The 25,367-nt window shown below is 59.8% G+C and carries 28 protein-coding genes; 18 read left to right on the plus strand and 10 right to left on the minus strand.

Translation table 11 applies throughout. From position 1 onward, the window contains the following. The first annotated feature begins 134 nt into the window (after positions 1-134). Positions 135-1,100: an alpha/beta hydrolase family protein gene (locus CRO62_RS21810; RefSeq protein ID WP_003511897.1), complete on the plus strand. Its 966-nt coding sequence runs from the start codon at positions 135-137 to the stop codon at positions 1,098-1,100. Positions 1,101-1,146: 46 nt separating this feature from the next. Here the strand turns inward: CRO62_RS21810 and CRO62_RS21815 are convergent, their stop codons facing one another. Then, entirely contained in the window at positions 1,147-3,867 is a 2,721-nt protein-coding gene (locus tag CRO62_RS21815; RefSeq protein ID WP_097101823.1) for a heavy metal translocating P-type ATPase, read from the minus strand. A gap of 167 nt (positions 3,868-4,034) precedes the next feature. Between CRO62_RS21815 and CRO62_RS21820 the strand changes: the two genes are divergently transcribed. Together CRO62_RS21820 and CRO62_RS21825 are read left to right on the plus strand one after the other, a co-directional pair. Continuing rightward, positions 4,035-4,943 carry a L,D-transpeptidase gene (locus tag CRO62_RS21820; RefSeq protein WP_097101825.1) on the plus strand — a complete coding sequence of 303 codons (909 nt, stop codon included), beginning with the start codon at positions 4,035-4,037 and terminating at the stop codon, positions 4,941-4,943. A 159-nt stretch (positions 4,944-5,102) separates the two neighbouring features. Beyond that, positions 5,103-5,828 carry a L,D-transpeptidase gene (locus tag CRO62_RS21825; RefSeq protein WP_013635657.1) on the plus strand — a complete coding sequence of 242 codons (726 nt, stop codon included), beginning with the start codon at positions 5,103-5,105 and terminating at the stop codon, positions 5,826-5,828. Positions 5,829-5,882: 54 nt separating this feature from the next. On the opposite strand, the gene CRO62_RS21830 is transcribed toward CRO62_RS21825, so the two are convergent. Beyond that, positions 5,883-6,341 carry a MarR family winged helix-turn-helix transcriptional regulator gene (locus tag CRO62_RS21830; RefSeq protein ID WP_003511901.1) on the minus strand — a complete coding sequence of 153 codons (459 nt, stop codon included), beginning with the start codon at positions 6,339-6,341 and terminating at the stop codon, positions 5,883-5,885. 193 nt (positions 6,342-6,534) lie between these two features. Between CRO62_RS21830 and CRO62_RS21835 the strand changes: the two genes are divergently transcribed. The 3 genes from CRO62_RS21835 (at position 6,535) to CRO62_RS21845 (ending at position 8,158) form a co-directional block, all read left to right on the plus strand. Beyond that, the gene (locus CRO62_RS21835; protein ID WP_003511906.1) at positions 6,535-6,957 is read left to right on the plus strand and encodes an organic hydroperoxide resistance protein; all 423 of its coding nucleotides are present in this window, start codon (positions 6,535-6,537) and stop codon (positions 6,955-6,957) included. A 96-nt stretch (positions 6,958-7,053) separates the two neighbouring features. Then, positions 7,054-7,437 (plus strand): MbcA/ParS/Xre antitoxin family protein, encoded by a 384-nt coding sequence (locus tag CRO62_RS21840; RefSeq protein ID WP_003511907.1) that lies wholly within the window; start codon positions 7,054-7,056, stop codon positions 7,435-7,437. After that, positions 7,397-8,158 (plus strand): RES family NAD+ phosphorylase, encoded by a 762-nt coding sequence (locus CRO62_RS21845; RefSeq protein WP_179784593.1) that lies wholly within the window; start codon positions 7,397-7,399, stop codon positions 8,156-8,158. Before CRO62_RS21840 ends, CRO62_RS21845 begins: the two co-directional genes overlap by 41 nt. 42 nt (positions 8,159-8,200) lie before the next feature. On the opposite strand, the gene CRO62_RS21850 is transcribed toward CRO62_RS21845, so the two are convergent. The 3 genes from CRO62_RS21850 to CRO62_RS21860 form a co-directional block, all read right to left on the minus strand. Next, positions 8,201-9,715: an ABC-F family ATP-binding cassette domain-containing protein gene (locus tag CRO62_RS21850; protein WP_097101827.1), complete on the minus strand. Its 1,515-nt coding sequence runs from the start codon at positions 9,713-9,715 to the stop codon at positions 8,201-8,203. Positions 9,716-10,087: 372 nt separating this feature from the next. Beyond that, positions 10,088-10,510 carry a YciI family protein gene (locus CRO62_RS21855; RefSeq protein WP_097103205.1) on the minus strand — a complete coding sequence of 141 codons (423 nt, stop codon included), beginning with the start codon at positions 10,508-10,510 and terminating at the stop codon, positions 10,088-10,090. A 100-nt stretch (positions 10,511-10,610) separates the two neighbouring features. Continuing rightward, positions 10,611-11,057: a MarR family winged helix-turn-helix transcriptional regulator gene (locus CRO62_RS21860; protein WP_013635660.1), complete on the minus strand. Its 447-nt coding sequence runs from the start codon at positions 11,055-11,057 to the stop codon at positions 10,611-10,613. 149 nt (positions 11,058-11,206) lie between these two features. On the opposite strand from CRO62_RS21860, the gene CRO62_RS21865 reads away from it, so the two are divergent. From CRO62_RS21865 to CRO62_RS21875, 3 genes are all read left to right on the plus strand, one after another. Beyond that, positions 11,207-11,935, plus strand: coding sequence for a DUF899 domain-containing protein (locus CRO62_RS21865; RefSeq protein WP_097101829.1), 729 nt, complete (start codon positions 11,207-11,209; stop codon positions 11,933-11,935). A gap of 26 nt (positions 11,936-11,961) precedes the next feature. Further along, on the plus strand, positions 11,962-12,450 hold the full coding sequence (locus tag CRO62_RS21870) for a DUF1579 domain-containing protein (protein ID WP_097101831.1): 489 nt from the start codon (positions 11,962-11,964) through the stop codon (positions 12,448-12,450). 100 nt (positions 12,451-12,550) lie between these two features. Continuing rightward, complete coding sequence (locus CRO62_RS21875) at positions 12,551-13,333, plus strand: VOC family protein (protein WP_097101833.1); 783 nt, start codon at positions 12,551-12,553, stop codon at positions 13,331-13,333. A 47-nt stretch (positions 13,334-13,380) separates the two neighbouring features. Here CRO62_RS21875 and CRO62_RS21880 read toward each other — a convergent pair whose 3' ends face one another. Continuing rightward, on the minus strand, positions 13,381-14,277 hold the full coding sequence (locus CRO62_RS21880) for a LysR family transcriptional regulator (RefSeq protein ID WP_097101835.1): 897 nt from the start codon (positions 14,275-14,277) through the stop codon (positions 13,381-13,383). 122 nt (positions 14,278-14,399) lie between these two features. Between CRO62_RS21880 and CRO62_RS21885 the strand changes: the two genes are divergently transcribed. Further along, positions 14,400-15,122, plus strand: coding sequence for an SDR family oxidoreductase (locus tag CRO62_RS21885; RefSeq protein WP_097101837.1), 723 nt, complete (start codon positions 14,400-14,402; stop codon positions 15,120-15,122). Positions 15,123-15,136: 14 nt separating this feature from the next. Further along, a complete protein-coding gene (locus CRO62_RS21890; protein ID WP_179784594.1) occupies positions 15,137-15,487 on the plus strand; it encodes an Atu4866 domain-containing protein in 351 nt (116 codons plus the stop codon). Positions 15,488-15,547: 60 nt separating this feature from the next. Here CRO62_RS21890 and CRO62_RS21895 read toward each other — a convergent pair whose 3' ends face one another. Next, complete coding sequence (locus CRO62_RS21895) at positions 15,548-17,110, minus strand: helicase HerA-like C-terminal domain-containing protein (RefSeq protein WP_097101839.1); 1,563 nt, start codon at positions 17,108-17,110, stop codon at positions 15,548-15,550. 311 nt (positions 17,111-17,421) lie between these two features. Here CRO62_RS21895 and CRO62_RS21905 point away from each other — a divergent pair, with 311 nt between their 5' ends. Next, positions 17,422-17,814, plus strand: coding sequence for a hypothetical protein (locus CRO62_RS21905; RefSeq protein ID WP_003511926.1), 393 nt, complete (start codon positions 17,422-17,424; stop codon positions 17,812-17,814). A gap of 9 nt (positions 17,815-17,823) precedes the next feature. On the opposite strand, the gene CRO62_RS21910 is transcribed toward CRO62_RS21905, so the two are convergent. Continuing rightward, a complete protein-coding gene (locus CRO62_RS21910; protein WP_097101842.1) occupies positions 17,824-18,255 on the minus strand; it encodes a winged helix-turn-helix transcriptional regulator in 432 nt (143 codons plus the stop codon). A 103-nt stretch (positions 18,256-18,358) separates the two neighbouring features. On the opposite strand from CRO62_RS21910, the gene CRO62_RS21915 reads away from it, so the two are divergent. The 3 genes from CRO62_RS21915 (at position 18,359) to CRO62_RS21925 (ending at position 20,731) form a co-directional block, all read left to right on the plus strand. Continuing rightward, positions 18,359-19,117: an SDR family oxidoreductase gene (locus CRO62_RS21915; protein ID WP_097101845.1), complete on the plus strand. Its 759-nt coding sequence runs from the start codon at positions 18,359-18,361 to the stop codon at positions 19,115-19,117. 70 nt (positions 19,118-19,187) lie between these two features. Then, the gene (locus tag CRO62_RS21920; protein ID WP_097101847.1) at positions 19,188-19,994 is read left to right on the plus strand and encodes an AraC family transcriptional regulator; all 807 of its coding nucleotides are present in this window, start codon (positions 19,188-19,190) and stop codon (positions 19,992-19,994) included. Between the two features lie 125 nt (positions 19,995-20,119). Then, the gene (locus CRO62_RS21925) at positions 20,120-20,731 is read left to right on the plus strand and encodes a LysE family translocator (protein WP_097101849.1); all 612 of its coding nucleotides are present in this window, start codon (positions 20,120-20,122) and stop codon (positions 20,729-20,731) included. A gap of 21 nt (positions 20,732-20,752) precedes the next feature. Here the strand turns inward: CRO62_RS21925 and CRO62_RS21930 are convergent, their stop codons facing one another. Further along, complete coding sequence (locus CRO62_RS21930; protein ID WP_097101851.1) at positions 20,753-21,580, minus strand: aldo/keto reductase; 828 nt, start codon at positions 21,578-21,580, stop codon at positions 20,753-20,755. 186 nt (positions 21,581-21,766) lie between these two features. Between CRO62_RS21930 and CRO62_RS21935 the strand changes: the two genes are divergently transcribed. Together CRO62_RS21935 and CRO62_RS21940 are read left to right on the plus strand one after the other, a co-directional pair. Further along, positions 21,767-22,477: a helix-turn-helix transcriptional regulator gene (locus CRO62_RS21935; protein ID WP_097101853.1), complete on the plus strand. Its 711-nt coding sequence runs from the start codon at positions 21,767-21,769 to the stop codon at positions 22,475-22,477. Positions 22,478-22,526: 49 nt separating this feature from the next. Then, complete coding sequence (locus CRO62_RS21940) at positions 22,527-22,895, plus strand: VOC family protein (RefSeq protein WP_097101855.1); 369 nt, start codon at positions 22,527-22,529, stop codon at positions 22,893-22,895. A 193-nt stretch (positions 22,896-23,088) separates the two neighbouring features. On the opposite strand, the gene tam is transcribed toward CRO62_RS21940, so the two are convergent. Next, a complete protein-coding gene (gene tam, locus CRO62_RS21950) occupies positions 23,089-23,859 on the minus strand; it encodes a trans-aconitate 2-methyltransferase (protein ID WP_097101857.1) in 771 nt (256 codons plus the stop codon). Between the two features lie 392 nt (positions 23,860-24,251). Between tam and CRO62_RS21955 the strand changes: the two genes are divergently transcribed. Further along, positions 24,252-25,133 (plus strand): branched-chain amino acid aminotransferase, encoded by an 882-nt coding sequence (locus CRO62_RS21955; protein ID WP_097101859.1) that lies wholly within the window; start codon positions 24,252-24,254, stop codon positions 25,131-25,133. Positions 25,134-25,367 lie beyond the last annotated feature (234 nt).

A 25,367-nucleotide genomic window follows, 5' to 3' on the forward strand; every position in this document is an offset into this window, starting at 1 on the left:
AGTGAGGGAATGTTTTGTCCAGAAAATGCCATGATGGCTGCGAATACATTGTTGTCATTCGCGAATCCGTGATTGGACAGCCTCTCGCCGCAGTGCTGAACTGCTTCTAATGTTTTGATCACTCAGGTGTGCATATGCCAGATAAACGCTTTCTCTCCTCAGCATTCGGACAGGAAGAAAGCGGCGCGACCTTAAGGAGCCTGACGCGGCGCAATCTGCTTGTGGGTGCCATGGGCCTGTCTGCAGCGGCACTTTTGCCCGCAGGTGCGAAAGCGGGCATTCCCACGCCCGAAGTGCTGCCGCTGGAAAAGCAGGATTACGGCGAGGCGCGCAAACGGTTCCATACCCATTTGCTGCGCAAAATGTCCGCTCCGGAAAAATCATCGCCGCTCGGCACACCGCCGGGTGCGGAACGGGTCACCTATCGTGGCGGGCCGGATGGTTCCATCGAGCTTGTGGCCTGGCTTTCCCATTATCAGCCCTCTACGGTACTCAAACCCGCGGTGCTTTTCCTGCACGGCGGCAACGCCACCGGTGACGGCCATTGGGCGATGATGAAGCCCTATTGGGAGGCGGGTTTCGTGGTGCTTTTGCCGTCCTTCCGGGGCGAAAACGGCCAGAACGGCAATTATTCCGGTTTCTACGACGAAACAGCGGATGCGCTGGCGGCAGCGACCTATCTGGAAAGCTTGCCCGGTATCGACAGGAAACGCTTCTTCATCGCCGGCCATTCCAATGGCGGCACGCTGACGCTTTTGGCCGCCATGAGCCGCAAATTCCGCGCTGCCGCGCCGATTTCGGCCGGCGTCAATTCATGGCGTTACTTCAACCGCTATTCGGACGAACTCTGTTTCGACGAAACCGACGAGCGGGAATTCATCATGCGCTCTTCGGTCTGTTTCGGCCCCAGCCTCAAATGCCCGGCGCTGTTGCTGCGCGGCACGGAGGAGCGCCCGTTCGACGCCGATCACCAGCTTTTCGTCGATCGCGCCGTGTATTCGGGATTCAAGGTCGACAAAAAACTGCTGCCCGGCACACACAATGGCGTGGTGCCGGGCGCCGTGACGGAAAGCATCCGCTTTTTCAACGAATTTGCATAAAAAAGGGCCGAAAACCGCTTTTGTAGCTTTCGGCCCTCTCGTAAAGTCAGACGCTCTTCTTGAAGTAGCCGAGCAGCCGCATGGCATTGGCGGTGACGAGAACCGTAGCGCCGGTGTCGGCGAAGACAGCGAGCCACAGGCCGGAGAGGCCGGTAACCGTTGTCACCAGGAATACCGCCTTCAGGCCGAGCGCGATCGTTACGTTCTGGTGGATATTGCGCATGGTGGCGCGCGATAGGCCGATCAGACGGGCAGCATCGCCGACATTGTTGCGCATCAGCGCTGCATCCGCCGCTTCCATCGCCACATCCGTGCCCGAGCCGATGGCGACACCGACGCTTGCAGCCGCGAGGGCGGGCGCATCGTTGATGCCGTCGCCCACCATCACCACGGTTTTCTTCTGGGCAAGCTTGCGGATTTCCTCGACCTTGTTCTGCGGCAGGAGTTCGCCGCGCGCTTCAAGTCCCAGCTTGTTGCCTATTGCCTTTGCCGTGCGGGCATTGTCGCCAGACAGCATCAGTGAGGAAATACCCATCTCCTTCAGTGCCTTGATGCCTTCTGCCGCATCCTTGCGCGGTTCGTCGCGCATGGCGAAGAGACCGCTTGCCACACCCTCGGCCATGACGACGGCCACGGTCTTGCCTTCGCTTTCCAGTGCGGAAATGCGCTCTGCAAGTTCCGTCGATACGGTCCCGACTTCGGTTGCAAAACGCGGCGCGCCGATGAACAGCCGCTTGCCGCCGACGGTGCCCTGCATGCCACGACCGGAAATCGCCTTTATCTCCGAGCCGGGCAGGGGAGTTACGCCTGCCTTGTTGGCATGGTTGACGATGGCTCTGGCAAGCGGATGGCTCGATTCGTTCTCGATGGTTGCGGCCTGCGCGATCAGCCCGGCCTCGTTGCCGTCAAGAGCCACCACATCCGTCACGACAGGTTCGCCGAGCGTCAGCGTGCCGGTCTTGTCGAAGGCCACGGTTTCGGTGCGTGCCAGCATCTCGATAACCGCACCGCCCTTCACCAGCATACCGTGCCGTGCCGCAGCCGAAAGGCTGGAGGCGATGGCAGCGGGAACGGAAATGACGAGTGCGCAGGGGCAACCGATCAGAAGCAGGGCGAGACCGCGATAAATCCAGGTGTCCCAGTCGCCAAGGCCCACAAGCGGCGGCACGACGATGGTAAGTGCGGAAATCGCGACGATCAGCGGCATGTAATAACGCGAGAAGTTCTGGATGAAGCGCTCGGTCGGGGCGCGGGCGTCCTGTGCTTCTTCAACGAGCGTGATGATGCGGGCAATGGTGTTGTCTTCCGGCGCCCGGTCGACCCGAATGCGCAGCGAACCGTCATGGTTGATCGAACCCGCAAAGACGCGTGCGCCCTTTTCCTTGGCGACCGGAATGCTCTCGCCGGTCATCGGCGATTCGTCGACGCTGGATTCGCCTTCCATCACCACGCCATCGGCGGCAATGCGGTCGCCAGGACGCGCAACGACCACCTGACCGATGCGAACCTTATCGGCGGCCACCTGCCGAAGCGTACCGTTTTCTTCCACCAGTGCCGTTTTCGGCAGCAGGGAACCGAGAGCCTTGATGCCCGAGCGGGCACGCGCGGCGGCAAAGCCCTCCAGCAACTCGCCAACGGAGAACAGCAGCACGACGATGGCCGCTTCTTCCGCCTCGCCAATGATGATGGCGCCGATGGCGGCAATCGTCATCAGCATCTCTATGGTGAAGATCGCGCCGAAACGCGCGGCGTTGAAGGCGTTGCGCGCGATGGGAAACAGCGTGACCAGCGTTGCGACGATGAAGGCGTAACTGCCCCATGCCGGGAAGCCAAGCTCCGCCGCATAGGCGACGGCCACGAGAATTGTGCCGGTGAAGGTGTTCCGTGCCTTGGCGGTGCGCCACCACACACCTTTTTCATCCGCGCCATGGGCGTGGCCTATCTCGGCGCTCTGCGCGACGGTTTCAACGGTCGCGTGGCTGTGCGCGTGCTTCGCATCGTCATGATGGTGGCCGCCGCAGCTTGAATGGTCGTGGTCGGCGTGGTCATGGCCCGAATGGTCGTGGCCTGAATGATCATGTTTGTGATCGTGATCATCGCCGTGATGACCGCCGCATGACCCATGGTCATGGTCGTGCGCATGATCGTGATTATGTTCTTCGACCTTGCCGAGTGCGGTTTTTTCCTGCGGCAGCAAGGCAGGCTTGAAGCCGAGCTTGCGCAGCGTGTCCTCGATCTTGTCGACCGGGGTTTTGTTGTCAGCCAGTGAAAGGTTCAGCCTTTCACGCGCAACGGATACCTTGACGTCGGCAACACCGGGCAGACGCGAGAGCGCGGTTTCGATCTTGGCCGCGCAGCTGCCGCAATCCATGCCGCCGACAGAGAAGGTCAGGGCATTGTTCTGCTCGACGCTCGGTGCAGCTTCCGCATGGTGATGACCACCGCACGATGAATGGTCATGATCATGCCCATGATCGTGATGTTCCGCCGCAATCTTTTCGCGCGGTGCCTTGTCCTGCGGCAGCAAGGCAGGCTTGAAGCCAAGTTTGCGCAGCGTATCCTCGATTTTTGCGACCGACGTTTTGTCTTCTGCCAGCGAAAGGTTCAGCCTTTCGCGCGCAACGGAGACCTTGACGTCGGCAACGCCGGGCAGGCGGGAGAGCGCCGTTTCGATCTTCGCCGCACAGCTGCCGCAATCCATGCCGCCGACCGTGAAGGTTAGGTCTCCTGATTCCCCGTTCAAACTGCCGCGTGTCGAAATATTCATGGTTCTCGCTCCTGAATTCCACTCGACAGCCAATCTGGCACCTCTAGCAACTAGAGGTTCAAGAGCAAAAATGCGGTTTTTCGATTTTTTTTGAAAGGCACACACCAGCCTCGCGCCAGCCGCGCAATGCATCATGCCTTCAAACTTGGTTTCATGAAGCGGTTCAGATGACAGCACTCCTATTGAAAAACTGCCGCCGGGCGGCCTCGCTGGCGGTTATTGCGCTGCTGCCTTTCCTGAGCGGCTGCCTTTTCGTGACGGATACGAGCCGGATGAACCCGGACGTCTTCGTTCAGGAAACGGCGCCGGTGTTCAATTTCAATTCCGTAAGCTCCAATCGCCAGCCGGAACTGCCGCCACAGCCGGGTCAGCTTTCCACGCGCCCGCCGGATCTGTTCAGAACCCGCTTCCATCAGGAGTATGGCCCGCCGGTGCGCGGGCAGGGCCTGAACGCGCCGCAGGTGCAGGGATTGAATGTGCCGCAGGCGCAAGGTCAGGCGATGGCCTATGGCCTTCCGGTCTCCAATCCGCTGCACCGGGTCATGTATGGCCCGATCCGCGATGACGACCGGTCCCTGCCGGCCATTCCCTATGGCCGCATCGATCCGCGTTATCTCCGGCAGGAGGTGAACTACCAGACGGCGGAAGCGCCGGGTACAATCGTCGTGGATACGAAGCAGCATTTTCTCTATCTGGTGCAGCCGGGCGGCAAGGCTATCCGGTATGGCGTTGGCCTCGGGCGCGACGGTTACGCCTGGTCGGGTCGCGGCAAGATCCAGTGGAAGGCGAAATGGCCGCGCTGGACGCCGCCCGACGAAATGGTCAGGCGCCAGCCGGAACTTACCTCCATCTCCGCCGCCAATGGCGGCATGACGCCGGGTCTCAACAACCCGCTCGGCGCGCGTGCCCTTTACATCTTCAAAGACGGCAAGGACACGCTTTACCGCGTGCACGGAACGCCCGACTGGCAGTCCGTCGGCAAGGCAACTTCGTCAGGCTGCGTGCGCATGCTCAATCAGGATGTGATCGACCTCTACGAGCGCGTACCGAAGGGCGCACAGATTGTGGTTATCTGACCACTTTCTAAAAGAAAGCGCTGCATCGTGGGGTTCCCCCAGCGCCTTCTGACTGGCTTTTAGCGGTCGGTTAACTATTTTCGCAATACGCCTGTGTACGTGGAACAAACGATGTACAACGGCGATATAGCCGTTCGAAATGTGGGACAATCCGGCCTTATGACAAGCACCGACACAGATCTTTCCAGACGCACTTTCCTTTCCCTTCTGGGTATTTCCTCCGCTTCGTTGCTGGCGGGCTGCGCTTCTTCCGGCACGGGTGAAGCCATTCGCCAGCAGGCGAGCAGCATCGGCAGCGATTTCCGCCAGATGTTCTCGTCGGGCGTTAGCGATGCGGAACTGGCCGTCATGTACGGTTCGGTCGAGGATGGCGGTTACGTCATTCCCGCGGTTCCCTATCAGAAGATCGACCGGCGTTATTATCGTCAGCGCGTCGTCGATCCGACCGGCGAACGTCCCGGCACCGTTGTCGTGGATACGCGCTCGCGTTTCCTCTATGTCGTGGAGCAGGGCGGCAGCGCCATGCGTTACGGCGTCGGCATCGGCCGCGATGGTTTCGCCTGGTCCGGCGAAGGCGTCATCCAGTGGCGCCAGAAATGGCCGAAATGGACCCCGCCGGACGAAATGGTCGCCCGCCAGCCGGAACTGGTCAAATATTCTTCCAAGAACGGCGGCATGCCACCGGGCCTGAAAAACCCGCTCGGTGCCCGCGCGCTCTATATCTTCCAGAATGGCAAAGACACGCTTTACCGCCTTCACGGATCGCCGGAATGGAACTCCATCGGCAAGGCCGTTTCTTCCGGCTGCGTACGCCTGATGAACCAGGACGTCATCGACCTCTACGACCGCGTGCCGCAGAAGGCGCGTGTGGTGGTGTGGCAGTAAGCCAAGCCTGTTCGGATAAAAAGGCGGCCTTGTGCCGCCTTTGTTTTTTCGGGATTACGGCCGGGCGATATTTTCCTTCAGCGCATTCACCTGGTCCCGCAGCTGCACCAGTTCCTCCAGCCCGCAGCCCGTGGCGTCGCCGATTGCCGCCATAATTTTCACGCCCTCCTTTTTGAGATCGGCGCCCTTGGGCGTTACGGCCACCAGCACCTGCCGCTCGTCAACGGTTCCGCGTTTGCGGGTGATCAGCCCGGCATGTTCCAGCCTCTTCAGCAACGGCGAAAGCGTGCCCGAATCGAGGCCCAGCATTTCACCGAGGGCCTTGACGGTGGAGGTTTCCTTTTCCCACAGGGCCATCATGACCAGATATTGCGGATAGGTCAGGCCGATCGGGTCCAGCAGCGGCTTGTAGGCACGCGTGAAGGCGTGCGCCGCACCGTAAAGGGCAAAGCATATCTGCTGGTCCAGCCTCAACAGGCTTTCCAAATTGGTGTCGTCGCTCTCTGCGCCCATTGTTCTGCTCCAAAAATCAACCGGGAAGGGAACAATCAGCCCTGCCTTTCGGTTCCTGCCACATGGATGCGCGGCGAAATTTCGTGAAATTATCGCAAAAAACAATTTTTTATTCAATGTGCAAAATTATATTGCGCACAATTGAATTGCGCATTATAAGAAACCCAACACCAACCCAACGGGAGTAAATGCCATGCCTATTCTCTACACGACCAAAGCATCCGCCACCGGTGGCCGCGCCGGCAACGCCAAGTCGGAAGACGGCGTGCTCGACGTAACGTTGACCGTTCCGAAGGAACTCGGCGGCGACGGCGCCCGCGGCACCAATCCGGAGCAGCTTTTCGCAGCCGGTTATTCCGCCTGCTTCCTCGGCGCCTTGAAGGCTGTCGCCGGCAAGCAGAAGGTAAAGATTCCTGAAGACACGACTGTGACGGCAACCGTCGGCATCGGTCCGCGCGAAGACGGCACCGGCTTCGGCATCGAAGTGTCGCTGAAGGTCAACATTCCCGGCCTTGAGCGCGAAAAGGCAGAGGAACTGGTAGCCGCCGCCCACATCGTGTGCCCTTACAGCCACGCCATGCGCACCTCCACGGAAGTGCCGGTCTCTGTGGCCTGATCCAGCAAGTTCTAGCAGCAAGGCCGGGTTCATCCCCGGCCTTCTTGTTTATGGAAAGAAAAGTGCTATATTCTTTCTAAGGAAAGGATAGATGCCATGAATATTCACGCCAAGACCGCCATGGATCCTGCTTCGCAGGGCAGGGTCGTCACCAAGGCCGTTATGACCGCTGCCGAGCGGCTGGGCCTTAATGCCGCCCGCACGGCGGACATTCTCGGTGTTTCCGCGCCGACGGTGTCGCGCATGAAGCGGCTCGATTTCCTGCTGGAGCCGGGCGCCAAGTCTTTCGAGCTTGCGGTGCTGCTGATCCGGGTTTTCCGTTCGCTGGATGCAATCGCCGGCGGCGATGAGGCGGTAGCCAAAAACTGGCTGCGCAATCACAATACGGCGCTCAACGCCGTGCCTGCCGAGAGGCTCACCACCATTACCGGATTGATCGATGTCCTCTCCTATCTGGACGCCCGACGCGCTCCTGTCTGAAAAACGCGCCGTATCGGGAAAATACTGGCGGCTGGTGGAAGCGCAGCATCAGGTTTCCACCATGAAGCTGGTGGATACGGTGGAGGAGCAGTCGATGCTGGAAGATATTCTGGAGGCGAGCAAGCGGCCCTTTCCGCCGGAATGCGCCGGGCTCGATTATCTTCTTGCCACGCCCTTCCGGTATGGTGCGGCCTATCCGCATGGCTCGCGTTTCCGCCGGGCTGGCTTTACCGAAGGCGTTTATTACGCCGCAGCCAAGGCGGAAACCGCGCTTGCCGAAATGGCCTTCTACCGGCTGCTGTTTTATGCGGAATCCCCCGGTACACCGCTGCCTGCCAATCCCGCCGACTATTCCGCCTTTGCCGCCCGTATCGCCACCGATGCGGCGCTGGACCTGACGCAACCGGAATTGAACCGGGACGAGGCGCTGTGGACCGACCTGCAGAATTACGAGCCATGCCAGGCGCTGGCCGAGCAGGCGCGTCTGGCGAAGATCGAGGCGATCCTCTACCGCTCGGTGCGCGATCCCGCAGGTGGCCTCAATATTGCGGTGCTGTCGCCGAAAGCCTTTGCCGAAAAAATGCCGGTGGAACGGATGAGCTGGCGCATCCGCCTGTCGAAGACCGGGGTGCAGGCGCTGTGCGAATTTCCGATGCGCAGAACGGGGTTTGCGGTCGCGGATTTTTCCGGTGATCCACGCCTCGCCAGCCTGCTGGGCTGACGGGCGTTTCGCTTGTTTTACTCTCAGCCGGTTTGAGGGGCCTCATGCCGACGCGAAAAACGCTTCGGGATCGTCGACTTCCACCAGCCTGCGCTTGTCGATTAGCCAGAAACGCGTTCCGACCGCCCGCACGAAACTCCTGTCATGCGAGACGAAGACGCAACTGGCCGAACGGCTGATAATTTCCGTCTCCAGCGCTTCCTGCCCGTCTATATCAAGATGGTTGGTGGGCTCGTCCAGCAGGTAGAAATTCGGTTCCGCCAGCCGCAGCGCCAGCATGGCGAGCCGCGCCTTCTGGCCGCCGGAAAGCGTTGCGATGCGACGTTTCTGCATTTCCATGTCGATACCGGCACCCGCGAGCAGACCATGTATGCGCTGGTCGCCAATGTCGAAGCGGCGGGTCATGAGCGCAAGTGGCGTGCTGTCGTCGTCGATTTCGGCAAGCGACTGATCGACATATCCGGCCACCAGCGAAGGCGTGGCCTTTATGCCGTCCTGTATTTGGCCTGCACCCATCACCGCCGCTTTCAGAAGCGAGATCAGCCGCGTCTTGCCGACGCCGTTGCGGCCGAGAATGACGATGCGGTCGCCCTGGTGGACAAATTGCCGGCCGGTGCGAAACAGCAATGTCCCGTCCGGTGTCGAGACCGGCACATCCTCGAGAGTGACCAGAACCTTGGCATGGGTGCCGCGATTGGCGAGCTGGATCTTGCCGGCGGAGCGCTCGCTATGTGCTGGGCGCGCATTCTCCTCCAGTTTCTCGGCACGCTGGCGCAATTGCTTGGTCTTGACGGTCAGAAGATCGCTGCCCGAATTGATGCCGATATTGTTGAGCTTGGCGGCCTGCCGGCGCAACTGCTGCGCGGTTTTCATGTCGCGCTGGAAACGCCGCTCATCGGCGGCGTCCTCCTCTTCGAGTGCCGCACGCGCATGGCCGTAAGGCAGCCGGAACAGCGCCGAATTTTCCGGCCGCAGGAATAGCGTGGTCTTCGTGACATTGTCGAGAAAGGCGCGGTCATGGCTGACGATGACGACCGCCGTATCGCGCGGCAATTGACCGAGCCAGCTTTCCAGCACGTTGATTTTTTCGAGGTCGAGATGGTTGGTCGGCTCATCGAGCAGGAGAACGTCAGGCTCGGTGATCCACGCCCGCGCCAGCATGGCAAGTCGCTGCCAGCCACCGCTCAGTTCTTTCAAATAGCGATGACGATAGGGTTCCGGCACCAGCATGGCATCAAAAATAATGTCGGCGCGCCAGCTCTCATTGTCGATCTCATCCGCCGGCAGGGCGGAAAGCACGGCGTCCCGCATCGTCTTTTCCAGAAGCGGGGAGGGCAGGTGCTGGTGGACGATGGACTGCGTCAGCCCGCGTAGCCGGGTGATATCACCGCTGGTGGCGTCCAGTTCACCGGCAAGGCAATTCAGCAGGGTGGATTTGCCGTGGCCATTCGCAGCGACGATGCCGATGCGGTCTCCGGCATTCACGGTAAGGCCAAGATTGGAAAAAAGCGGCTTTCCCAGAATGATTCCGAGGTTTCGAAGCGTGATAAGGGTCATGAAATTGTCTCTGGCAAAACGGACCCGCGACGAACCGTGGTCTGCGACAATGCAGTACGGGATATCGGTTCGAGGTGATCCGTCGTGAAAACATGCGCAACGGCAGACAAGCTGCATTCTGCGCGGCCTTTTGGGCAAACCAGAGTTTTGGTGTTCCGGTCAGCCCTGCAAACGCGTCTGCAGGGCAAAAAGGTGGCAGATCTGGCGGTTGCGCCAGAAGCAGGAAATATCCATGCGAAGCCTCCTTTCTTGATACGTGTTGAACCGTGCAACAATTAACAGCGGCAGGGGTTCGAGGCAATGGCTTTTGGAGAGGCGGGTGGTGCCGGAGAATACGGCGCCCGCATTCTCCAGCCCTCAAGCGCGGCGTCCTTACTGTTTTGCCACGCGCTCGCGTAGTTTTTCCACATGTTCGGCGATTTCAGGTGTCACCGCGTCGCCGAAATCCTCCATTTCGAACATCGGGCGGATTTCGATTTCGCTGCGCTCCAGCATCGGGTTGGGGCAACGCTTCACCCATTCCACGGCCTCGTCCATGTCCTTCACCTTCCAGAGCCAGAAGCCTGCAACCAGCTCGTTGGTGTGCGGGAAGGGACCGTCGATCACGCTGCGGCTGTCACCATCGAAAACAACTCTCTTGCCTTTGGAGGAAGGGTGGAGGCCATCACCGGAAAGCATGATGCCGGCATTGACCAGTTCCTCGTTGAACTTGCCCATGGCTTCCATCAGTTCGGTGGTCGGCATTACGCCATCCTCGCTGCTGCGGGTGGCCTTTACGAAAACGATAACACGCATGGTTTCCTCCCTTGTTGCGTCTTCCTCGTTAGTTTCGCCGTCCGGCACGACGGGTAGATGACATTTTCACGGACAAAAGTGGCAATATGCCGCTTTCCCGTCAGCCGAGATCAATGAGGTCGCGGCGCAGCCGGTCGGGGTCGCCGCTGCCGATGCGGGCCTCGATTTCGGCGTGGGTCTGTTGCCAGATTGGGAAGGCGGCGGTGAGTACGGCCATGCCTTCCACCGTCAGCCGCAGCCGCTTGCCGCGCTTGTCCTTTGGGTCCTGCTCGATACTGACCAGCCCGCGCCGCTCCAGCGGCTTCAGCGCTGCCGTCAGCGTCGTGCGGTCCATGGCCAAAAGATTGGCGACCGGCCCCATCGGCGGCGGCTCCGGCCGGTTGAGCGACATCAGCAGGGAAAACTGGCCATTGTTGATGCCCACGGGCTTCAATGCGTTATCGAAAAGCCGCGCCAGCGCCCGCGCCGCACGCTGCGCATGCAGGCAAAGACAGGAGTCCCGCACTAAAAGAGTTGCCGAAAAGGGAATCACGCTGGCGTTTGACATGGACTATATATGTTGATATCAACGTAATTAGTCAAGCGGAACCTGTCGCCTTGCTGATGGTTTTCCTGGCTTCAATGCAGACACAGGCGGCGCCCACCATGGAAGAGGAGCGGTGCCGTGGTGAAAGACGGATCCAAGGAGGAAAGATCATGTCTCATCCCGTCGTTTCGAATGAGGAGTGGCTTGCGGCCCGCCGCGATCTGCTGGTGAAGGAAAAGGAATTGACCCGCGCGCGCGACAGGCTGAACGAGGCGCGCCGTGCATTGCCCTGGGAAGAGGTGACGAAAGATTATATTTTCGACGCGCCTTCCGGCCCGAAATCGCTGAAAGAACTCTTCGGCAATTGCAGCCAGCTCATCGTCTACCACTTCATGCTGGCACCCGACTGGGAGGAGGGCTGCACCGGCTGTTCCTTTTTCGCCGACCACGTCGATGGTGCGATGGTTCACCTGAAGCACGGCGATGCGGGTTTCGTTGCGGTCTCGCGGGCATCGCTCGAAAAGATCGAGGCCTATAAAAAACGCATGGGCTGGAAATTCCCTTGGGTTTCGGCCGACGGCAGCGACTTCAACTATGATTATCAGGCCTCCTTCCGTGATGAGGATATCGAGAGCGGGGCGATTACCTACAATTACCGTGAGATCGAGCCGATGGGTGACCTGAAGGACCTGCACGGCGTCAGCATTTTCGCCAAGGGCGAGGACGGCAGGATTTACCATAGCTATTCCGCCTATGCCCGCGGCATGGAAGAGACGCTCGGTACATTGATGCTGCTCGATCTGGTGCCAAAAGGCCGTAATGAAGAGGGTGTAATGGATTGGGTGCGCCGGCACGACCAGTACGAGGACGAGCCCAAGGCCGCGTCTTGCTGCCACTGAAATAGGACGAGGAGGAGGAGACGACAATGGAAAATGCCAAGCCGCAGAAGGAACACGCGTTCCTGGGCAGGATCGTCGGCGACTGGGTCATGACCGCCAGTTCCGGCCATGAGGGATACGATCCCGATGACCCCGCCCAGCGGTTCACCGAAACCGTCAGCTCCGTCGGCGGGCTTTGGATCATCGGGAACGGCTCCGGCAAGATGCCTGACGGGACGGAGATGACGGCTGTCATCACCGTGGGTTTCGACCCGGCCAAGGGCCATTTCGTCGGCACCTGGGTGGGGTCCATGATGACCAATCTCTGGGTCTACAAGGGCTGGCTGGAAGACGACGGCAAGACCCTGACGCTCGAAGCGGAAGGACCGGCCTTTGACGGTTCCGGCCGCATCGATACCTATCGCGACGTGCTGGTGCTGCACGACGACAATAACCGCAGCTTTTCCGGCAGCGTCCGGCAGCCGGATGGCAGCTTCAAGACCTTCATGACATCGGAATTCCAGCGCAAGGCGTGACGCCACGCCGGAATTTGCCCGATCACGCCTGATAATGCGCCGCCGCGTCCTGCGGCGGCCGATCGCCAGAAAAATGACGCCATAACCCCGGAGAGATTCAATGTCCGATACACACGGAAAATTCATATGGGTTGAACTGATGACGCCTGACATGGAGCAGGGTGCCCGCTTTTATGGCCATGTCGCCGGCTGGCAGACCAAGGATTTCGGTTCGCCGGAAATGCCCTATCTGGTGCTGGAAGCCGATGACAAAGGCATGGGCGGCATCATGGAACTGACCGAAGAACACAAGGGCCAGGGCATTCCGCCCAACTGGACCGGTTATGTCGGCGTTGACGATGTGGACGCCACGGCAAAACTTTTCGCGGAAAAGGGCGGTTCGGTCAGGCGTCCGCCGCAGGATATCCCCGAGATCGGCCGTTTCGCCGTGGTGGCGGATCCTTCCGGTGCGGTTCTGTGCATCATGACGCCGCTGCCAATGGAAACCGGCGGTTTTCCGCAGGAGACGCAGAACCTGCCGGGTCACGTCGGCTGGTACGAACTCGCTACCAACAATGTTGACGACGCCATCGCCTTTTACGGTGAGGTCTTCGGCTGGACCAAGGACCATGATTTTGACATGGGCGCAGAAATGGGCCCGTATCGCATCTTCGCCCATAACGGCAAGGTCGTCGGCGGCATGATGAAATGTATGGCAGGGGCGCCCACCTGTTATTGGGGTTATTACTTCAACGTCGATGGCATCGATGACGCCATCACCCGGGTCAGCACCGGTGGCGGCAAGGTCGTCAACGGCCCGATGGAGGTTCCCGGCGAGAGCTGGATCGTCAATTGCCAGGACCCGCAGGGCGCTTTCTTCTCGCTGCTGTCGCAGAAGAAGTAACCCTTCCTGGGCTGACATACCGATCTGCCGGAGGCTACTCCGGCAGATTACCGGTTTCTCGGTAGCCGAACGTGATCGATAAAGGCGCGGAGCTTCGGCGCAAGATGACGTCGATTGGGATAATAGAGATAAAATCCCGCGAAGGTCGGAGAATGGTCCTCCAGCATGGAAACAAGCTGACCGCTCTCCAGGTAGGGACGGAAGGTCTCTTCCATGCCGAATGTGATGCCGGCGCCGGCACAGGCCAGCTTTATCATCAGCTGCATGTCGTTGGTGGTGAAGTCCGGCTGCACCGCGACCGCGAACTCCCGGCCATTTTCTGCAAATTCCCACCGATATGGCGCCACGGCCGGACGAGGCCGCCAGCCAATACATTTGTGATGGATCAGTTCGCGCGGCTGCGTCGGTAAGGTGACGCGATCTCGATATTGCGGGGAACAGACAGCGAGTTGCCGCTGCGGCCCGGAAACTGGAACTGCAATCATATCCTGCGCGATCAGCTCCCCCAGACGCACGCCGGCATCGTAATGTTCGGCAACGATATCGAATTCCTCGTCCGTCACGACAATATCGAGCTGCACTTCCGGATGGATTTCAGCAAAGCGCGCCAGTAATGGCCCGGACAAGAAGCGCTCCGCTATGGAGGAAACGGCAAGCCGCAATTGCCCCCGAGGCGTTCCACTCAGGGAAGAGGCGGCCTGTGTCGCTTGCATGAGGTTGCCGATGGATGGCGAAACATCGGCGTAAAGCTGTTGCCCCGCTTCCGTCAGGCTGACGCTACGCGTTGTGCGCTGAACGAGCGCTATCCCCATCGTTTCTTCAAGCCTGCGGATGGTCTGGCTGACGGCCGACCGTGTTACGCCGAGCCTGTCCGCTGTAGCCCGAAAATTGCGTTCCTCGGCAACCATGCAGAAGGTGGAAAGCGCGTTGAGATCAACATTCATTGGTTAGAAAATCTATCCATGGAGTTTATCATTGAGGTAATTATCACGACAATGGCAAAGCTTTATCTTTCCTGCAACGGCCTCCTCTCAAAAAAGCGGGCCGTAACGCCAAGGAGAAAGCCATGACATTGAACAAAGTTATTCTCATAACAGGTGCGTCTAGCGGGATAGGTGAGGGTATCGCCAGAGAACTTGCCGCTGCAGGTGCGAAACTGGTTCTGGGCGCGCGTCGCATGGACCGTTTGCAGGCTTTGGCCGACGAACTGCGCCAAACGGGCGCCGAGGTTGTCGTCCATCCCCTCAACGTCACGGAAAGACAGAGTGTCGAGGCTTTTGCCGAGGCGGGACGCAAGGCGTTCGGACGGATCGACGTCATCGTCAACAATGCCGGTATCATGCCGCTTTCGCTGATGTCGTCCCTCAAGGTCGATGAATGGGACCGAATGATCGACGTCAACATCAAGGGCGTGCTTTACGGGGTTGCCGCCGTTCTGCCTGAGATGACCGCGCGTGCTTCAGGCCACATCGTCAACATCGCTTCCATCGGCGCACTGGCCGTTTCGCCCACCGCTGCCGTCTATTGTGCGACGAAATTTGCGGTACGCGCCATTTCAGATGGGCTGCGGCAGGAAAACCGTGATCTGCGTGTCACCTGCATTCATCCCGGCGTGGTGGAAAGCGAACTCGCCGACACCATCACCGATCCGGCCGCCGCGGAGTTGATGCAAAGCTACCGGGCCATAGCATTGAAGCCGGACGCCATTGGCCGCGCAGTCCGCTATGCCATCGAACAACCCGACGACGTGGACGTCAATGAAATCGTCGTCCGGCCGACCGCCGCATAGGGAGGATCGGGCCAATGAAGATTGTTTCGACATCGCTTGCCCTTGTACTCGCAACGGCCGCCGCTGATACCGGCCACCATCAGGACGGTCGTGCGGTGAAAGGGAATATGGACAAGATGGCCCAGACCGAAAGCCACCCCTATATCGGCATGTGGGTCACCGGCGACGGCCATATCCGTCAGGAGCTTTTGCCTGATGGCCGCTACGACGAGGCGCGCGGCCAACGCAAAAGCGCCTATCAGGGGCGTTATGAGGTGAGGGGCAACCATATCGACTATTGGGATGATACCGGCTTTACGGCCGATGGCGAGTTCATCGACGATGTGCTCTACCACGGCGGCATGATTTTCTATCGCGAGCCGTGAACCGTCACGCTAACAGCATAAAATCCGCCCGGCTGATCGAGGCCGGGCGGCTTATCTGTTTTAACGCTTCAGGCTTCCCAGGATGCCGCGCACGATGGCGCGGCCCACGGATGTGGCAACAGAGCGGGCGGCACTTTTCATTGCCGCCTCGATCACGGTTTCGCGCTGATAACCGCTCGTCTTGCGGGCGCCGGTTGTGGAGGCCTTTGTGGGTTCCTCGTCGCCGAAACCGGGCAGGCGCCAGCGTCCCGAGGCACTGTCGGACTGGCTGGAGGCATTTTCCTCTTCCGCGCGCTTGGCGGCTTCGGCTTCCGCAGCCTTCTGGGCGCGTGCGTTGAGGATTTCAAAGGCCGATTCCCGGCCTATATCCCTGTCGTATTGACCGGCAAGCGGGCCGGTATCCATCAGCAATTTGCGCTCGGCATCGGTGAGCGGCCCGACGCGGCCCGAGGGCGGCCGCACAAGGGTGCGCTCGACGATGGAGGGCGCGCCCTTGTCATGCAGGGTTGAAATCAGAGCCTCGCCCGTACCGAGCGTGGTGATGATGTCGGCCGTGTTGAAGGCCGGGTTCTGGCGGAACGTATCGGCTGCGGTGCGCACAGCTTTCTGCTCGCGCGGCGTATAGGCGCGAAGCGCATGCTGCACGCGGTTGCCCAGCTGGGCAAGAACGGTTTCCGGCACGTCCAGCGGGTTCTGCGTCACGAAGTAGACGCCCACACCCTTGGAGCGGATAAGCCGCACCACCTGCTCCACGCGCTCGACGAGCACCCTTGGCGCGTCGTTGAACAGCAGATGCGCCTCATCGAAAAAGAACACCAGACGCGGCTTTTCCGGGTCGCCCACTTCCGGCAGTTCCTCGAAGAGCTCCGAGAGCATCCACAACAGGAAGGTCGCGTAAAGGCGCGGGTTCATCATCAGCCTGTCGGCAGCGAGAACCGAAACCGTGCCACGCCCGTCCATGCCGACGCGCATGATGTCGGCAATATTCAGCGCCGGCTCGCCGAAGAAGTTTGCGGCACCCTGCTGTTCGAGAACCAGCAGCCCGCGTTGCAGCGAACCGACAGAGGTCTTGGAAATCAGGCCGAACTGACTGGACAGCGCACTTGCATTCTCGCCCATGTAGTTCAGTAGCGATTGCAGGTCTTTGAGATCGAGCAGCGGCAACCCGCCCTGGTCGGCGATCTTGAAGGCGATGTTGAGCACGCCTTCCTGCGCTTCCGAAGCATCCATCAGCCGCGCCAGCAGCAGCGGGCCCATTTCGGCGATGGTGGCGCGCACGCGATGGCCTTTTTCACCGTAGAGATCCCAGAAGATCACCGGCGATTTGCCATAGGAGAAATCCGTGAAACCGATCTGTTCGGCACGTTTCTGCACCCAGTCCTTGGCTTCGCCCTGGGCGGCGATGCCGGAAAGGTCGCCCTTGATATCGGCGCAGAAAACGGGAACGCCGGCTTGCGAGAAACCTTCGGCAAGAACCTGCAGGGTCACGGTCTTGCCCGTGCCCGTTGCGCCGGTGATCAGGCCGTGGCGGTTGCCGAATTTCAGCTCCAGATATTCACCCTTGTTCAGGCTGTCGTCCGGATTGCGGCTGGTCCCGATATAGATCTGTCCGTCCTGCAACATCGACCATTTTCTCCTGCGACTGACGCATGACCCTTAAATCGCGATCGATTTGAAGATGGTCATGTCCGAATTGAACTTTTACGGCACCCTCTGGCCGTTACTGCCAAAGCGGCCTTTTCATAGTATGGTTGTGATGATCTTATAAGGACAGTTTCAAGGCGCAACAACTGCTTGATGGCGATGAAGAAAAACCGCTTCATGAAAGTTGCCGCACCCGTCTGCCGCCCGCTTGAATGCGGCATGAGATTGTTTTACGTTGACGTTAACGTCAGTTATTCGGTGTTGGCGTCGTTTTTCAACAGGAGGCAAGAATGAACGAAGTCGTTGACCAGATCGCCGCAAAGGCGGGCATAGACCCTGCGCTGGCCGAAAAGGCTGTTGGCATGATTCTGGGTTTTCTCCAGCGCGAGGCGGCAGATGGTCCGATCGCCCGCATGATCGAAGCCATTCCGGGTGCCAGCGATCTCGTGGCACAGTATAATGGCGAGGGCGCCGGTGGCGGCGGTCTGCTGGGCGGCCTGATGAGCGCGATCGGCGGCGGCGGCATCATGGGTCTCGGCCAGCAACTGATGAGCCAGGGCATCGGCATGAGCGAAATCACCACGCTCGCCAAGGAAACCATCGCCGTTGCTCGCCAGCACGCGGGCGATGAGACTGTCGATCAGGTGATCGCTTCGGTTCCGGGCCTCAGCCAGTTCGCGTAAGGCGACATTTTATTCCATAACGGGGCGCGGCGGCTGTTCATTGAACCGGCGCCGCGCCTCTTCTATTTCCGCATGGTGGGTTTCCGCCCATATCCACACGCCGCAAAAGGCGCTGCCAAGGGTCTCGCCGAGAGACGTGAGGCCATAATCCACATGCGGCGGAATGACGGGGTGCACGGTGCGGCGCACCAGTCCGTCGCTTTCCATCTGCCTCAGCGTTTTCGTCAGCATCTTCTGGCTGATGGTGCCGACCAGCCTGCCGATCTGCGTAAAGCGAAGCGTGCCATGCTCTTCCAGCACCTCAAGGATCAGCATCGTCCATTTGTCGGCCACTTTCGCGATGATATCCTCAACCAGCGCCTCGATGACCGGATCGGTTTCCGTGGGCGGCGGAGACTTGCGCCTGTTCTCGATCATGGGATCGGCGGCATACCGTTTCATCTCACACTCTCCTTTGGGTAAGTATAATTCTTTTGGGTGCCTACTTACGAATGGAGAGTATAGCCGCTAATTTCCTGTCATCCAACAGGCAAAGGATTTTTCGATGAAAACGACAGGCAACACCATTCTCATCACCGGTGGCGGCTCCGGCATCGGGCGGGCGCTGGCGGAAGCATTTCACCGGCTGGGCAACAAGGTCGTCATTTCCGGCCGCCGCCAGAATGTGCTGGATGAGGTAACGGCCGCCAATCCCGGCATGGCCGCGATGGTCATGGACGCGACCGACGCTGAAGGCATCCGCTCTTTCGCCGACAATCTCATCAAGACACATCCGACGCTCAACGCCGTCATCAACAATGCCGGCATCATGCGGCCGGAGGACATCTCCTCGGCCCCGAACTATCTGGACACGGCGGAGGAAACTATCGCCACCAACCTTCTAGCGCCCATTCGCCTGACGGCGGCGCTGCTGCCGCATTTCCTCAAGCAGCCCGAAGCGACGGTGCTGACGGTATCCTCCGGCTTGGCCTTCGTGCCCATGGTGGTCACCCCAACCTACAGCGCCACCAAATCGGCCATCCATGCCTATTCCGTCGCACTTCGCGAACAGTTGAAGGAAACCTCGGTTGAGGTCATCGAAATCGTGCCGCCATATGTGCAGACGACGCTGATGGGGGAAGGCCAGGCAAGTGACGAAAGAGCCATGCCGCTCGAGGCCTTCATTTCGGAAGTGATGGACATTCTTGGCGGTCGCCCGGATGAGAAAGAAGTGGTTGTGGAACGCTGCAAGCCGCTGCGTTTCGCCGCGCAGAACGGCAATTTCGATCAGGTGTTTTCGATGGTCAACGGCATGCATCCGTAAAGGCCCGGCCCTGTCTCGGACGCACCGTTTGTGATAGCGTGACGCTCTTTAAAGGGAGCGCCAGCTTTTCATGGGCAGCCGTCAATTCCTCATGCCGAAAACCGCCATGCCGGGTATTGCTGCCGTGGTTGCGGATAGCGACCGCTCTTTTCCACGTCACATGCACGACCAGTTCGGCATCGGCCTTGTGGAGCGCGGCGCGCAGAAATCGCTGAGCGGGCGCGGCATGGTGGAGGCTGAAGCCGGCCATGTCATCACCGTCAATCCGGGTGAGGTGCATGACGGCAGTCCGCTGGGAGAGGGTGGGCGCGCCTGGCGGATGATCTATCTCGACATCGATATCGTGCAGGCCGCCATTGCCGATATCATCGAAAAGGATCACGGCACTTTCGAGTTCGCCTATCCCGTCGATACAAGGCCTCTGGCGGACCGGTTCCGCACGGTTTTTTCGGCCATGACGGCAACGGATCGGCCGGGGGATACCCTTCATTGCGACGAGACCCTGCTGATGCTTCTGGCGGGAGCGATGGAGACTGCGACAACGCGGAGCGAACCGGCGGCAACCGGCAGCGCAAGACGGGCGAAAAGCAGGATCGATGACGATCCCGCCCGGCCGTTCCGCCTTGCTGATCTGGCGCAGGAGGCCGGTATCAGTCAGTTTCGCTTCCTGCGCTCTTTTGCCAGGGCCACGGGGCTGACGCCGCACAGCTACATTCTCCAGCGGCGCCTGCATCTGGCAAGGCGTGCACTGGCCGAAGGCGCACCGCCCGCCGAGGTGGCCTTTTCCGCAGGCTTCTCCGACCAGAGCCACCTGAACCGGCTTTTCGTGCGGCAGTTCGGGGTGACGCCCGCGGCGTATAGGGCAGCCGTTTCGTAGCGCAGGTTGGGGTAATAGGGCTACAGACGCGAGCCTCCAAGCATCAACGCTGCAATTTCATCCAAGACCCCCGCGCCGGACACAGTCATGCTCCTGTCCTCCATTCAACGGGACTTGCAGCATCCATGACGCCCGAATTCCTCATCACATCCCTGATCATCGCCGCTTCTCCCGGAACAGGCGTGGTTTACACGCTGGCCGCTGGCCTATCCCAAGGGGCGAGGGCGAGCGTCGTCGCGGCTTTCGGCTGCACGCTCGGTATCGTGCCGCATCTGCTGGCCGCCATCACCGGACTTGCCGCCATTCTGCACGCGAGCGCCCTGGCCTTCGGCGTGATCAAATATCTGGGTGTCGCCTACCTGCTCTACATGGCGTGGAACACGCTTCGGGAAGATGGGGCGCTGAAGATCGACGACAAGCAGGAGCACCGCAAGGCGGGGCGGGTCATCGGAGAGGCTATCCTCATCAATCTCCTGAACCCGAAACTGTCGATCTTCTTTTTTGCGTTCCTGCCGCAATTCATCGCGCCGGAGGAGGTTTCTCCGACGTGGCGCATGGTCGATCTCGGGCTGATCTTCATGGCCATGACGTTTCTGGTCTTTGCGCTTTACGGCTGTTTTGCCGCCTCGGTCAGGCGGCAGGTTGTGGCGCGCCCGGCCGTGCTCACCTGGCTGAGACGCAGTTTCGCCGCCGCGTTTGTGGCGCTAGGGGCGAAACTGGCGTTGACGCAGCGGTGAGACCGGACCGGGTTCACGCAGTCAATCGTCCCAGTCGGGCGCGAGGTGACCGGGGTTGACGATGCGGCCATCGGGTTTGGCAAGCGCGTGGATCGCCTGCATTTCCTCTTCCGAGAGCGCAAAATCGAAAATGTCGAAATTCTCCTTGAGGCGGCTTTCGGTCGCGGTCTTGGAGAGCGCCACGACATCAGGCTGCTGCACGGCCCAGCGCAGCGCCACCTGTGCGGCCGTCTTGCCGTGCCTTGCACCAATATCCTTCAGCACCGTATCATCAGGCACCTTGCCATCCGCCATCAGATAATAGGCGGTGACCGAGAGCCCGTGTTTGCGCGCGGCCGCAATCACCTTCGTCTGGTCCAGATAGGGGTGGTATTCGATCTGGTTGGTGGCAAGCGGCGTGTCGGAGAGTTTGACCGCCTCTTCCGTCAGCGCCACGTTGAAGTTGGAAATGCCGATATTGCGCACCTTTCCGGCCTTGCGCACGTCGTTCAGCGCGCCGATCCTTTCCGCCAGCGGCACATCGCTTTTCGGCCAGTGCAGCAGCAGGAGATCGACATAATCCGTCTTCAGCTTTTGCAGGCTTTCATCGACGGAGGCGAGAAAATCAGCGTGGCGATAGCGGTCCACCCAGACCTTGGTGGTCAGGAAAATATCGTGCCGGGAAATGCCGGACTTTGCGATCACGTCGCCAACCGCACCTTCATTCTTGTAGATCTGGGCCGTATCGACATGGCGGAAACCTAGTTTCAGCGCCTCCGGCAAAATGCGCCTGATATCCTCTTCCGGAATGCGGAAGGTGCCGAAACCGAGGGCGGGAATGTTCGCGCCATTCGCGTTGACGTCATACATGCATGTCTCTCCTGTTTATTTCAAACATGGCCGGCAAGGACTGCCGGATGGGGAAGCGGTCTTTTATTAACTGGTGTCCGCGCCATTGGTTTCAAGCATCTCGCCATTGCGAGGCGCTGTGCGCGAGGCTACCAGTCGATGGTGAAACTTCGTAGATGGCATGATCGGAATGTAGAGGAACCACGCGTGTCGCGCTCACAACGGCTTCTTGATCTGTTGCAGATCCTGCGCGCCCACCGCATGCCGGTCAGCGGTACGGCGCTGGCCGCACAAACCGGCGTCAGCCTGCGCACGCTTTACCGCGACATAGCAACGCTTCAGGCGCAGGGTGCTGACATCGAGGGCGAGGCGGGTGTGGGTTATGTGCTGCTTCCCGGTTTTCTGCTGCCGCCGCTGATGTTTTCGCAGCAGGAGATCGAGGCGCTTGTGCTCGGGTCGCGATGGGTCGCGGGCCGTGCCGATGAGGGGTTGGCGCAGGCCGCCCGCGCCGCACTCGTCAAGATCGCCGCCGTTTTGCCCGATGCCCTGCGCGAGGAACTCGATAATTCCACCCTGCTTGTCGGCCCCGGGCAGGCCATGGCCACCATCCACGTCGATCTCGCCGCCATTCGCGATATTATTCGCAAGGAGAGCAAGGTCGTGATGACCTATCGCGACGAAAAGGGAGAATTGACGGAGCGGGTGATCTGGCCCTTCGCGCTCGCTTTTTTCGATCTGGTGCGGGTCGTGCTGGCATGGTGCGAGACGCGGCAGGATTTCCGCAGTTTCCGGGCCGACCGCATCGAGAGCGTCAACCCTCTGGACATGCGTTATCCCCGCCGCCGCCAGTCCCTGCTGAAGGAGTGGCGCGAGCGGGAAAAACAGCGAAGGCAACAAAATCATGCTGACAAAAACTGACAGCATGGGAGGCTAGAACCTGTTCATCCGCAACTCAAGGAGAACAGCCATGACCCACCCCGATTTCACCATTCTGTACGTCGACAACCCGCCGGCCAGCACGGAATTTTATAAAGCCCTGCTCGACGCAGAGCCGGTCGAAGCCTCTCCGACATTCTCCCTGTTCGTGCTTCAAAACGGCATGAAGCTCGGCCTCTGGTCAAGGCATACCGTGGAGCCGAAGGCATCGGTAACGGGCGGTGGCGGCGAGCTTGCCTTCCGCGTCGAAGGTGATGCGCAGGTGGATGAAGCCTTCGCCGACTGGAAGGCAAAGGGCATCGCGATTTTGCAGCAGCCCGGCACGATGGACTTCGGCCACACATTCACTGCCGCCGACCCCGACGGCCATCGTCTGAGGGTCTATGCCTTCGCGGGTTAGAGATAATGCGTTGAGGCCGATTGGCTAAATAGTGCCGTAGCCATGTCGTACTCTAAGCTCTCCTCATCCCTGTGCTTGTCACAGGGATCCAGCCGCCGCGCGTCTGCGCGGCGAGAGAGCCTTTTCAGCCCAAGGACTTGGGCTGGCTGGATTCCTGTGACAGGCACAGGAATGAGGGGAGGCGAAAACTACGCTACTTCTTCACCGCCACCACGAACAGGCGCGGAAAACGCAACAGCAGCCGGCCGTCCGCCATGGGCGGATAGGCGGCTGCGATGCGCCTCGTATAGTCGTTGAGGAAGGCCTCGCGGTGTTCCTCGCCGGCGGCGGCAAGATAGGGGCGCAGACCCGTGCCCTTCACCCATTCCACAATGCTTTCCGCATCCTTCATGGGGTGGTTGTAGATGGTGTGCCACACATCCACCCGCGCGGATTTCGGTGTCAGCGCATCGAAATAGGCTGATGGCGCGGGCAGGGGTTTGCGGCGCAATCTGCCATCCGCAAACGTGTCCTTCCAGGGGCCGTCTGCTCCCGTTTCCTCCATGGCGCGATGTGTCGGCTCCTGCAGATTGTCAGGCATCTGCACGGCAAGCACGCCGCCGCTTTCCAGCTCGTCCATCAGCTGCGAAAGAACGGCAAGATGATCCGGCACCCATTGGAACACCGCATTGGCATAAAGCAGGTCCGCCTTCTGGCTGGGCCGCCAGTTGCCGAGATCGGCCTTGCCGAAACGGGTGTTGGGCAGCCGGTCCGCCGCCTTTTCCAGCATGTCGTCGTCGCTGTCGATGCCGGTGATGACGTTGACGCCGTAACGATCGGTCAAAAGCTCGGTGGAATTGCCCGGGCCGCAGCCCAGATCGTAACCGTTCAGCACGCGCTCCAGCGGCACCTGCGCCAGAAGATCCCTTGCCGGGCGTGTCCGCTCGTCTTCAAATTTCAGATATTGCTGGGCGGACCATACCATGATTTTCTCCTGCTGACGTGTCGCATTCGGATGGGCGAACAAGAATGGTAAAGGGCGTTGCAAGCGCCGTCAGACTGCCAGCATCGCATGGGCGAAATCGCCCCGCCATCATCCAATGCATGAATTATTGTGATGGATCTATTCATCAACCTTTTGTTTCGCCTCACAAAACGTCTTTGTCAGGGCATGCATTTGTTATTTTCCATCAAAATAAGACATGGCGGCAATTAAAACTTGACCTCACCCGGTCAGAGGCATTCACTCCCGCCGATTTCAGAGCATTGCCAGCAAAAGTGCGAAGCGGTTTTGCGTGCGGCAATGTGGCAGGACGAAAAAGATGGAGCTCTTTCGCTTTTGCAGAAAGGCGGAGATGCTCAAGACAGGAGACAGTCATGACCGTCGATACCGCACCCCGATCAACCACCTGGACCTATGTTGATGGTCAATGGCTGCCCGGCAATCCGCCGCTCATCGGCCCGACCTCGCATGCCATGTGGCTGGCCTCCACGGTGTTTGACGGCGCGCGCTGGTTCGATGGCGTGGCTCCCGATCTCGATCTGCATTGCCAGCGCGTCAACCGCTCGGCCACCAACATGGGCATGAAGCCGACCATGACGGCGGAAGAGATCGAGGCATTGGCGCTGGAAGGCATCAATAAATTCGACGGCAAGACCGAAATCTACATCAAGCCGATGTATTGGGCAGAACACGGTTCGCCAGGCAGCGTCGTCGCGCCCGATGCCAATTCCACCCGTTTTGCGCTGTGCCTTTTCGAAGCGCCGATGAATGCCGGCGCATCGCTGACACTCACTGTCTCGCCGCTGCGCCGTCCTTCACCGGAAACCGCGATGACGGATGCCAAGGCCGGTAGCCTTTACCCCAATAGCGGCCGCGCCATTCTGGAAGCCCGTGCACGCGGTTTCGACAACGCCCTGATGTGCGACATGAACGGCAATGTTGCTGAATCGGCATCGTCCAACGTCTTCATGGTCAAGGACGGCGTCGTCTTCACCCCGGTTCCGAACCGCACCTTCCTTGCCGGCATCACCCGTTCGCGGGTGATGGGCCTTCTGCGCCAGGCCGGTTTCGAAGTGCGCGAAGCGACCTTGTCGGTCGAGGATTTCCGCGGGGCCGATGAAATCTTCTGCTCGGGCAATTATTCCAAGGTTTCCCCTGTTGTGAAACTGGATGACCGCGCATTGCAGGCAGGCCCGGTCGCCCGCAAGGCGCTCGATCTTTACATGGATTGGGCACGTCTCGGCGCAGACGTCTAGAGCGCCGTGCGTCCTGCCGGACGCTCTGACTCTCTTTAATCTGCCCATCGTTACGGACGAAAATCGAGTGTGATTTTCTGTCTGGTGGGCAAAGCTGACAGGTATTTCGATCAGGGCCATGGCAGGCGTTCGGCTTGCCGTGGCCTTTTGTTTTTGCAGTGCAGTATTTTCCCACGAAAACTGAGGGGAATTTAATCCAATTTTAGACAAACCGCCCGTAGTTTGCAGCATCTT

Origin of the sequence: Rhizobium sp. AN6A (assembly GCF_900215635.1) — a bacterium.
Taxonomy (GTDB): domain Bacteria; phylum Pseudomonadota; class Alphaproteobacteria; order Rhizobiales; family Rhizobiaceae; genus Agrobacterium; species Agrobacterium tumefaciens.

Coding starts and splice junctions, on each gene's coding strand:
- CRO62_RS21890 (WP_179784594.1), top strand. CDS start 15,137: ATGAAGATTGTTTCGACATCGCTTGCCCTTGTACTCGCAACGGCCGCC.
- CRO62_RS21940 (WP_097101855.1), top strand. CDS start 22,527: ATGACCCACCCCGATTTCACCATTCTGTACGTCGACAACCCGCCGGCC.
- CRO62_RS21910 (WP_097101842.1), bottom strand. CDS start 18,255: ATGAAACGGTATGCCGCCGATCCCATGATCGAGAACAGGCGCAAGTCT.
- CRO62_RS21895 (WP_097101839.1), bottom strand. CDS start 17,110: ATGTTGCAGGACGGACAGATCTATATCGGGACCAGCCGCAATCCGGAC.
- CRO62_RS21860 (WP_013635660.1), bottom strand. CDS start 11,057: ATGTCAAACGCCAGCGTGATTCCCTTTTCGGCAACTCTTTTAGTGCGG.
- CRO62_RS21925 (WP_097101849.1), top strand. CDS start 20,120: ATGACGCCCGAATTCCTCATCACATCCCTGATCATCGCCGCTTCTCCC.
- CRO62_RS21880 (WP_097101835.1), bottom strand. CDS start 14,277: ATGAATGTTGATCTCAACGCGCTTTCCACCTTCTGCATGGTTGCCGAG.
- CRO62_RS21870 (WP_097101831.1), top strand. CDS start 11,962: ATGGAAAATGCCAAGCCGCAGAAGGAACACGCGTTCCTGGGCAGGATC.
- CRO62_RS21865 (WP_097101829.1), top strand. CDS start 11,207: ATGTCTCATCCCGTCGTTTCGAATGAGGAGTGGCTTGCGGCCCGCCGC.
- CRO62_RS21850 (WP_097101827.1), bottom strand. CDS start 9,715: ATGACCCTTATCACGCTTCGAAACCTCGGAATCATTCTGGGAAAGCCG.
- CRO62_RS21875 (WP_097101833.1), top strand. CDS start 12,551: ATGTCCGATACACACGGAAAATTCATATGGGTTGAACTGATGACGCCT.
- CRO62_RS21815 (WP_097101823.1), bottom strand. CDS start 3,867: ATGAATATTTCGACACGCGGCAGTTTGAACGGGGAATCAGGAGACCTA.
- CRO62_RS21915 (WP_097101845.1), top strand. CDS start 18,359: ATGAAAACGACAGGCAACACCATTCTCATCACCGGTGGCGGCTCCGGC.
- CRO62_RS21835 (WP_003511906.1), top strand. CDS start 6,535: ATGCCTATTCTCTACACGACCAAAGCATCCGCCACCGGTGGCCGCGCC.
- CRO62_RS21955 (WP_097101859.1), top strand. CDS start 24,252: ATGACCGTCGATACCGCACCCCGATCAACCACCTGGACCTATGTTGAT.
- CRO62_RS21885 (WP_097101837.1), top strand. CDS start 14,400: ATGACATTGAACAAAGTTATTCTCATAACAGGTGCGTCTAGCGGGATA.
- CRO62_RS21930 (WP_097101851.1), bottom strand. CDS start 21,580: ATGTATGACGTCAACGCGAATGGCGCGAACATTCCCGCCCTCGGTTTC.
- CRO62_RS21810 (WP_003511897.1), top strand. CDS start 135: ATGCCAGATAAACGCTTTCTCTCCTCAGCATTCGGACAGGAAGAAAGC.
- CRO62_RS21845 (WP_179784593.1), top strand. CDS start 7,397: ATGTCCTCTCCTATCTGGACGCCCGACGCGCTCCTGTCTGAAAAACGC.
- CRO62_RS21855 (WP_097103205.1), bottom strand. CDS start 10,510: ATGCGTGTTATCGTTTTCGTAAAGGCCACCCGCAGCAGCGAGGATGGC.
- CRO62_RS21920 (WP_097101847.1), top strand. CDS start 19,188: ATGGGCAGCCGTCAATTCCTCATGCCGAAAACCGCCATGCCGGGTATT.
- tam (WP_097101857.1), bottom strand. CDS start 23,859: ATGGTATGGTCCGCCCAGCAATATCTGAAATTTGAAGACGAGCGGACA.
- CRO62_RS21905 (WP_003511926.1), top strand. CDS start 17,422: ATGAACGAAGTCGTTGACCAGATCGCCGCAAAGGCGGGCATAGACCCT.
- CRO62_RS21840 (WP_003511907.1), top strand. CDS start 7,054: ATGAATATTCACGCCAAGACCGCCATGGATCCTGCTTCGCAGGGCAGG.
- CRO62_RS21820 (WP_097101825.1), top strand. CDS start 4,035: ATGACAGCACTCCTATTGAAAAACTGCCGCCGGGCGGCCTCGCTGGCG.
- CRO62_RS21830 (WP_003511901.1), bottom strand. CDS start 6,341: ATGGGCGCAGAGAGCGACGACACCAATTTGGAAAGCCTGTTGAGGCTG.
- CRO62_RS21825 (WP_013635657.1), top strand. CDS start 5,103: ATGACAAGCACCGACACAGATCTTTCCAGACGCACTTTCCTTTCCCTT.